The following is a 7,535-nucleotide window of genomic DNA, read 5'->3' on the forward strand; positions in this document are numbered from 1 at the left end:
TCCCGCGATCAGCCCTGCACCGGGAAGACCGGCCTGGCGTCGGCGAAGGTGTCGGGGAAGATCACCTTGATGTCGCCGCCCTGCACCTGCGTGTTCACCGGGCCGGCGCCGGTGTTCTGGCCATTCTCGAACTTCGTCGGGCCATAAGGCATGATGTGGCCGGCGAAGGTGGAGGCCGCCAGCGCCTCGATCAGCTTGGCGCGGTCGGCGCCGCCCGCCTTCTCCAGCGCATCGGCCACCAGCTTCACGCAGGAATAGTTCAGCGGCACGTTGTAGGCCCAGAGGCGGCTGCCCTGCTCCACCTGCGCCTTCAGCGCGCGGGCTTCCTCGCTGCGCGGATCGTGCCAGTGGTTGCAATCCATCACCGCATCGGCCGCGTCCGGGAACTCCTTGACGAAGCGGTAGTTGGAGGCGGCGCCGTTGAGCACGGCATAGATGCCCTTGGGGCGGATGCGCTGCTGCCGCATGGTGCGGGCCAGCAGCACGAACTCGCCATAGTAGCTGGAGGGAATCACCAGATCCGGGCGCAGCGAGCGGATGCGCAGCGCCACATTCGACATGTCGCGCGCCGGCGTCGGATGGGCGATGGTCTCCAGCACCTCGAAGCCGAGCTTGGGCAGCTCCGCCTGCAGCAGCCGGGCCAGGCCCGAGCCGAACAGCCCGTCCTCATGCACCAGCACCACCGTCTTGCAGGGCTTGCCGGCGGCGTCGTTGAGGCGGACGAGGTTCTCCAGCGCCGTCTTCGTCACCATGCCGAAGCCGGGGGCGAAGCGGAAGGTGTTGCGCAGGCCGCGCGCGGTGATCTGGTCGGAGACGCCGACATCGACGATGTAGGGCAGGTCGTAGCGCGAGGCGGCCTGGCTGGCGGCCAGGCAGATCGGGCTGGCGAAGCCGCCGACAATGGCGGCCACGCCCTCGGCCTGCAGCTTCTCCACCTCCTGCACCGCGGCTTCGGGGTTGGAGCGCGCATCGGCCACGACCAGCTCCAGCTTCGCGCCGCCCAGCGCCTTCAGCCCGCCCGCGGCATTGATCGCCTCCGCCGCCAGGGTGGCGCCGAGCCGGCCGAGATCGCCATCCTGCGCCAGGGCGCCGGTCAGCGGCTGCAGGATGCCGAGCTTCACCGTGGCGGGCTGCGCGCGCAGCAGGCCGGGCATGGCGAGGGCCGGCAGCAGCGCGCCGGCGCGCAGCGCGCCACGGCGCGTGATGGTCAGGCGGGGCGTGGTCATGGTGACGAGTTCCTCTTGCTGCGCGTGGACCGTGACGTGGCGGTTTCTTCGGTATTGGCCGCGCGGGGCGGCAATGGGCTCCAGCGGCGGGCGCCATCGGCCCCCGTGCGCTGCAGCTGCATCTGGAAATTGAAGCGGTCGGGCCGGTAGAGGGCGTGCAGATGCTCGACCGCCCTGCCCTCCTCATCCTCGACAAGGCGGGTGAGCGAGAGCAGCGGCGCGCCGATCTCGAGTTGCAGCAGCTCCGCCACCTCGGGCCCGGCCAGCGTCGCGCCGATCGACTGCCGCGCGCGCGCCACGCGCAAGCCGCTGCGCTCCAGCAGCGTCAGCAGCGGCTGCGAGGCGAGCTCGGCCTCGGAATAGGTCTGGCCGATGCGCTCCGGCACATGGGTGGTCAGATGCGAGAAGGGCGCGCCATTCATCAGCCGCATGCGCACCGCGCGCTGCGCCCGATCCGACGGCCCGAGGCCCAGCGCCTCCGCCACCGCCGCCGGCGGCTGCGTGTAGCCGAAGGAGAGCAGCCGCACCTCGGTGCGCCGCCCCATCTCCTTCAGATGCGAGAAGACATCGGAGAAATCGACGATGGTGGGCGCCAGCAGCGCGCCGCCGCGCACGAAGGTGCCGACGCCGGCGCGGCGCTCGACCAGCCCCTCGGCCGCCAGCTGGTCCAGCGCGCGGCGGATGGTGACGCGGGAGACGCCATGCTCGGCCGCCAGGTCCGGCTCGCCCGGCAGGCGCGACCCCACCGCAAGGGTGCCGCCGGCAATGCGGTCCCGCAGCAGCAGATAGATCCGGCGCGCCTTGAAGGGTTCGACGGCGGCGTCCACGCGACATGACCTCCTGTCTTACTCCTGTCTGGTTTTCCAGACCGGATGCTGTCTAGCCTACGAGACAGGAGCATTGCGTCAACGATTTTCCTGCGGCATCGTGCCGATGGGACGAAGCGGAGAATGGATGATGCCGGAAGGCCGCGCGCCGCGCGCGCTGTTCGACAAGGTGTGGGATGCGCATGTCGTGCTCACGCGCGAGGATGGGCAGAGCCTGCTCTGGATCGACCGGCATTTCTTCCATGAAGGCTCGCACCACGCCTTCGCCCAGCTGCGCGTCCGCAACGCGAAGGTGGCGCGGCCGGAGCTGAATATCGGCGTCGCCGACCATTACGTGCCGACGCGCACGCCCGGGCGCAGCATCCCGGATGCCGGCATCGCCGGCATGGTGTCGGGGCTGGAGGCGAATGCGGCGCGGCATGGCACGCGCCTCTTCGGGCTGCACGACCCGCGCCAGGGCATCGTGCATGTGGTTGGGCCCGAGCAGGGGCTGACCCTTCCCGGGCTGACCATCGTCTGCGGCGACAGCCACACCTCCACCCATGGCGCCTTCGGCGCGCTGGCCTTCGGCATCGGCGCTTCGGAGGTCGCGCATGTGCTGATGACGCAGACGCTGTGGCAGAAGCGGCCGAAGCGCATGCGCATCCGCACCGATGGCGCGCTGCGCGCGGGGGTGTCCGCCAAGGACCTGGCGCTGTCGATCATCGCGCGCATCGGCGCCGATGGGGCGCAGGGGCATGCGGTGGAATATGCCGGCAGCGCGGTGCGCGGCCTGTCGATGGAGGGGCGGCTGACGCTGTGCAACCTGGCCATCGAGAGCGGCGCGCGCTGCGGCATGGTGGCGCCGGATGAGACCACAATCGCCTTCCTGCGCGGTCGGCCGCACGCGCCGCAGGGTGCCGCCTTCGACGCCGCCGCCGAGGCGTGGCTCGCTTTGCCCAGCGATGCGGATGCCGCATTCGACCGCGAGGTGGTGCTGGATGCGGCGGAGATCGCCCCCACCGTCACCTGGGGCGTCAGCCCGGAGGATGCGTTGCCGGTGACCGGACAGGTGCCCGACCCGGAGCGCGCCACCGACCCGGCGAAGGCCGCGCAGATCCGCGACGCGCTGGACTATATGGGCCTACGGCCGGGGCAGAGACTGGAGGAGATCGCGGTGGACCGGGTGTTCATCGGCTCCTGCACCAACAGCCGGATCGAGGATCTGCGCGCCGCCGCCGCCGTGCTGGCCGGGCGGCGGGCGGTGGTGCCGGGGCTGGTCTCGCCGGGCTCGACGCTGGTGAAGCAGCAGGCGGAGCAGGAAGGGCTGGACCGCATCTTCCGAGATGCCGGGCTGGAATGGGTGGAATCCGGCTGTTCCATGTGCGTCGGCATGAATGGCGATCTGGTGCCGGCGGGGGAGCGCTGCGCGTCGACCACCAACCGCAACTTCAAGGGAAGGCAGGGCAAGGGGGCGCGCACGCATCTGATGTCGCCCGCCATGGCCGCCGCCGCGGCGCTGACCGGCCATATCGCCGATGTGCGGCCGATGCTGGAGGGAAGGTCCTGATGCGCCCCTTCACCCGTCTCGACGCCACTGCCTGCCCGCTGCCGCTGGCCAATGTGGACACGGACCAGCTGATTCCCGCGCGCTTCATGAAGCGGCCGCGCAGCGAGGGCTATGGCCAGTTTCTTCTGTACGACCTCCGCTTCGCCGAGGATGGCGCGGTGCGCGCCGATTCGCCGATCGATGCGCCGGAGCGCGCGGGGGCGGAGATCCTGGTGGCGCGGCGCAATTTCGGCAGCGGCTCCTCGCGCGAGGCAGCGGTGTATGCGCTGGTGGATGGCGGCTTCCGCTGCGTGCTGGCGCCGAGCTTCGGCGACATCTTTTCCAGCAATGCCGTGAACAACGGATTGCTGCCGGCCCGGCTGGCCGAGGGGGAGATCGAATCCCTTCTGGCGTGGCTGCGGGAGGGCGGCCGCAGCGTGACGGTGGATCTGGAGGCCTGCACCGTGGCGGCGGGCGATCTGCGCTTCGGCTTCAGCATCGACCCGGTGTGGCGGGTGAAGCTGCTGAATGGCTGGAACGACCTCGACCTGACGCTGAGCCACGCCGAGGCCATTGCCGATTTCGCCAGGCGTGATGCGCAGCTCCGCCCCTGGGCGCAGCTGCCGGCCGGAAACTGACAGAAAGGAAGGGGGCGCGGGGGAATACTTTTCCCCGCCGCTTTCTTTTAGTCTGGCTCTGGAACTTCCATTGCCAGCAGCAGGAAGGACAGCGTCTTGCCGTGCCCGTCGAGGTTCAGCGCGCCGTTGACGCCACCTTGCAGCACGTCCTCGACCACGAAATTGAAGGCGCCGAGGCCCGGCAGATCGTAGCGCCGGACCGAGGTGGCGCCGCGATGCGCGAAGAGGGCCAGCACCTTCGCCTCCGTCACTTCCCGCGCCAGATGCTCGAACTGCGCCGGATCATGCGCGATCAGGGAGAGGTTCAGCCGGTTGCCCTTGTCCCCGGCGCGGGCATGGGCCAGGCGGTGCAGCGCGATCATGCATCCTCCAGGGTCAGCAGCGAGACGGTGGGCGAGAGGCGCTCGCGCGGCACCAGGAAGGACAGGGTGCGGATGCGGTCGGTGACGCGGCTGCGCACGCCACCGCCCCCGGCCGGGCCGCAGCAATAGAGGGAGAGCACCTCCCGCACCGCCTGCTCCGCCGCCTCCCGCGTTTCGGTCGCCACCGCCAGGCGCAGGCGGAGGTCGGGCGGGGTGGCGTCCTCCAGCCCCGCCGGCACGCCGGCATCGCCGCCGAAGACGCTGACCACGCCGATCAGGTCCAGCCGCGCGCGGGCCGCCAGGCCCAGCTTCTCCAGCCGCTGCGTCAGGGTGCGGCCGGCCAGCTCGGCGCGGGCGCGGGCATTGGGGCCGGCATAGGAGATCTCGCCCTCCCCCAGCCAGCCGCCGGGCAGGCTGACGGTGGCCTTCAGCGTCGGCGGGCGCGGGCGGCCGCGGGCGCCGGAGAGCCGCACGCGGTCCGGCCCCTCCTCGGTGATGGTCACGCCGGTGATGTCCAGCACCACATCCGGCGTCAGATAGCCGGCGGGGTCATGCAGCTCGTAGAGCAGCTGCTCGGTCACGGTGCGGCGGTCCACCACGCCGCCGGTGCCGGCGGGCTTGGTGATCAGCACGCTGCCATCGGCGCCGATCTCGGCGATCGGGAAGCCGAGATCGGCCATGCCGGGCACGTCCTTCACGCCCGGATCGGCGAAATAGCCGCCCGTGACCTGCGCGCCGCATTCCAGCAGGTGCCCGGCCATGGTGCCGGCGGCCAGGCGGTCCCAGTCGTCCTCGGCCCAGCCGAAGCGCGCCAGCATGGGGCCGAGCGCGAGCGCCGGGTCGGAGCAGCGGCCGGTGATGACGATGTCCGCGCCCTGGCGCAGCGCCTCCGCGATCGGCGCGGCGCCGAGATAGACATTGGCGGCGATCACCGCCTCCGGCCGCAGCACGGCGCCCGCATCGCCCTCCCACGGGGCGAGGCCGGAGAGTGCCGGGGTGCCGCGGATGTCGTCGCCCTCCACCACCCCGACGCGGAGCGCGGGCAGGCCCAGCTCGCGCGCCAGGGCCAGCACGGCCCGCGCCGCGCCGCGCGGGTTGGCGGCGCCGCCATTGGTGACGATCGGGATGCGATGCGCCACGCAGCGCGCCAGGATCGGGCGCAGCAATTGCACCAAAGCGGGTTCGAAACCCGCGTCAGGCTTGTGCAGGCGCTCGCGCTGGGCCAGGGCCAGGGTGCGCTCGCCCAGCACCTCCAGCATCAGGGCGGCATGGCCGCCGGCGGCGATCAGCGCCTCCACCACCGGGAGCGGGGCGTCCAGCCGGTCGCCCGAGAAGCCTGAGCCGCAGCCGATGCGCAACACGTCCATAAGACATCCTTTAAGATCTTCTTTTTCTGAAGAAAAAGAAGCAAAAAGACTTTGTCTGTTCAGCGTCCCGCCTCAGGCCCGAGGCGGGACGCCAACTGAAAGAAAAGTTCTTTTTTTCAAAAAAGAACCCTTTTGCTTAATCCGCCTTGGCGCCGGACACGCGCACCACCTCACGCCACTTGGCGATATCCCCCTCCAGCCAGGGGCGGAACTCGGCCGGCGGCATGGCCACCGGCTCCAGCCCCTGGTCCAGCAGCTGCTGCTTCAGCTCCGGCGCGAACAGCGCCTCGCGCAGCGCGGCATAGATGCGGTCGCGCAGCGGCTCCGGCAGCCGCGCCGGGGCGAACAGCCCGTGCCAGGCGGAGACATCGAAATTGGCGATGCCCTGCTCCATCGCGGTCGGGATCTCCGGCGTCAGCTGCAGCCGCTGGGCCGAGGTGGAGGCCAGGGCGCGCAGCGTGCCCTCGCGCACGAAAGGCAGCACCGCCGTCACCTGGTAGATGATCATCGGTACATTGCCCGCCACCACATCGGTCACCGCCTGGGAGCCGCTGCGATAGGGCACATGCTCGAAGGGCGCGCCGGTGCGCAGCTTCAGCAGCTCCCCCGCCAGATGGCTGGAGGTCCCATTGCCGGCCGAGGCGTAGCTGACCCCCTGCCCCTGCTGCTTCGCCCAGGCGATGAATTCCGGCAGGGTGCGCGCCGGGATGCGCGGCGAGATGACCAGGAGGTTCGGCGCGTTGGTCACCAGCGAGATCGGCGTGAAGTCGCGCAGCACGTCATAGGGCATGTTCGGCATCAGCGAGACATTCACCGAATGCGAGGCGATGCTGCCCATGCACAGCGTGTAGCCATCGGGGGCGGATTTGGCGACGCCATCGCTGCCCACCACGCCACCGGCGCCCGCCCGGTTCTCCACCACCAGGGGCTGGCCCAGGATCTGGCTCATCCGGGTGGAGACCAGCCGCGTCATGATGTCGGTGCTGGTGCCGGCGCCGAAGGGCACCACCACGCGGATCGGCCGGGTCGGCCAGTTCTCCTGCGACCATGCGGCGCGCGGGGCCAGCATGGGCGCGGCGAGCAGCGCGCCGCCCAGCAGGGCACGGCGCTTCAGATGGGTGGGGTGCATGTCCGTCTCCTCGGCGGGGGCTTGCTTGGCCCCGTTTCATCGCATCAGGCCGCAGCAGCACCCATCAGTCCATTGAGTTTTTCCGGGGCAAGCCATAGGAATTCCTGATGACCCCCTCCCTGCGGCAATTGCGCGCCCTGGTGGCGGCGGCCGAGACCGGCAGCTTCAGCCAGGCGGCGCTGCGGCTGCATGTGTCGCAGCCCGCCCTCACCCTGCAGATCCGCGAGCTGGAACAGGGCCTCGGCGTCACGCTGTTCGACCGCACCGCGCGCGGCGCGCGGCCGACCCGGGCGGGGCTGGCGCTGGCGCACTCCTTCCAGCGCGTGCTGGCCGATCTCGACGCCGTGGTGGACAGCGCGCGGGACGAGGCGGCGCGGCGTGCCGGCGTGGTGCATCTGGCGGTGCTGCCCTCGGTCGCGGCGACGCTGCTGCCCCCGGTGCTGGCGCGGCTGCGCGCC

8 protein-coding genes are annotated in these 7,535 nt (G+C 70.9%); 3 read left to right on the top strand and 5 right to left on the bottom strand.

Annotation, left to right across the window (positions count from 1 at the left end; all coding sequences use genetic code 11):
* Nucleotides 1-8 precede the first annotated feature (8 nt).
* Together HMPREF0731_RS13370 and HMPREF0731_RS13375 are read right to left on the bottom strand one after the other, a co-directional pair.
* Nucleotides 9-1,226, bottom strand: coding sequence for an ABC transporter substrate-binding protein (locus HMPREF0731_RS13370; RefSeq protein ID WP_007004686.1), 1,218 nt, complete (start codon nt 1,224-1,226; stop codon nt 9-11).
* Nucleotides 1,223-2,053 (bottom strand): GntR family transcriptional regulator, encoded by an 831-nt coding sequence (locus HMPREF0731_RS13375; RefSeq protein WP_007004687.1) that lies wholly within the window; start codon nt 2,051-2,053, stop codon nt 1,223-1,225. The genes HMPREF0731_RS13370 and HMPREF0731_RS13375 overlap by 4 nt, the downstream gene beginning before the upstream one ends.
* Before the next feature lie 130 nt (nt 2,054-2,183).
* Between HMPREF0731_RS13375 and leuC the strand changes: the two genes are divergently transcribed.
* On the top strand, nt 2,184-3,602 hold the full coding sequence (gene leuC / locus HMPREF0731_RS13380) for a 3-isopropylmalate dehydratase large subunit (protein ID WP_040613320.1): 1,419 nt from the start codon (nt 2,184-2,186) through the stop codon (nt 3,600-3,602).
* Nucleotides 3,602-4,219 carry a 3-isopropylmalate dehydratase small subunit gene (leuD, locus tag HMPREF0731_RS13385; RefSeq protein WP_007004689.1) on the top strand — a complete coding sequence of 206 codons (618 nt, stop codon included), beginning with the start codon at nt 3,602-3,604 and terminating at the stop codon, nt 4,217-4,219. Before leuC ends, leuD begins: the two co-directional genes overlap by 1 nt.
* Nucleotides 4,220-4,266: 47 nt before the next feature.
* Here the strand turns inward: leuD and HMPREF0731_RS13390 are convergent, their stop codons facing one another.
* The 3 genes from HMPREF0731_RS13390 to HMPREF0731_RS13400 all read right to left on the bottom strand — a co-directional run bounded on the left by HMPREF0731_RS13390 (nt 4,267) and on the right by HMPREF0731_RS13400 (nt 7,077).
* A complete protein-coding gene (locus tag HMPREF0731_RS13390) occupies nt 4,267-4,581 on the bottom strand; it encodes an AtuA-related protein (RefSeq protein WP_007004690.1) in 315 nt (104 codons plus the stop codon).
* A complete protein-coding gene (locus HMPREF0731_RS13395) occupies nt 4,578-5,948 on the bottom strand; it encodes an acyclic terpene utilization AtuA family protein (protein WP_007004691.1) in 1,371 nt (456 codons plus the stop codon). Before HMPREF0731_RS13395 ends, HMPREF0731_RS13390 begins: the two co-directional genes overlap by 4 nt.
* Nucleotides 5,949-6,084: 136 nt before the next feature.
* Nucleotides 6,085-7,077 (bottom strand): Bug family tripartite tricarboxylate transporter substrate binding protein, encoded by a 993-nt coding sequence (locus HMPREF0731_RS13400; RefSeq protein ID WP_007004692.1) that lies wholly within the window; start codon nt 7,075-7,077, stop codon nt 6,085-6,087.
* A 107-nt stretch (nt 7,078-7,184) separates the two neighbouring features.
* On the opposite strand from HMPREF0731_RS13400, the gene HMPREF0731_RS26375 reads away from it, so the two are divergent.
* Nucleotides 7,185-7,535: LysR family transcriptional regulator (locus HMPREF0731_RS26375; protein ID WP_007004693.1), on the top strand; the 351-nt coding region annotated here is incomplete at its 3' end.

This window comes from Pseudoroseomonas cervicalis ATCC 49957 (assembly GCF_000164635.1).
GTDB lineage: Bacteria > Pseudomonadota > Alphaproteobacteria > Acetobacterales > Acetobacteraceae > Pseudoroseomonas > Pseudoroseomonas cervicalis.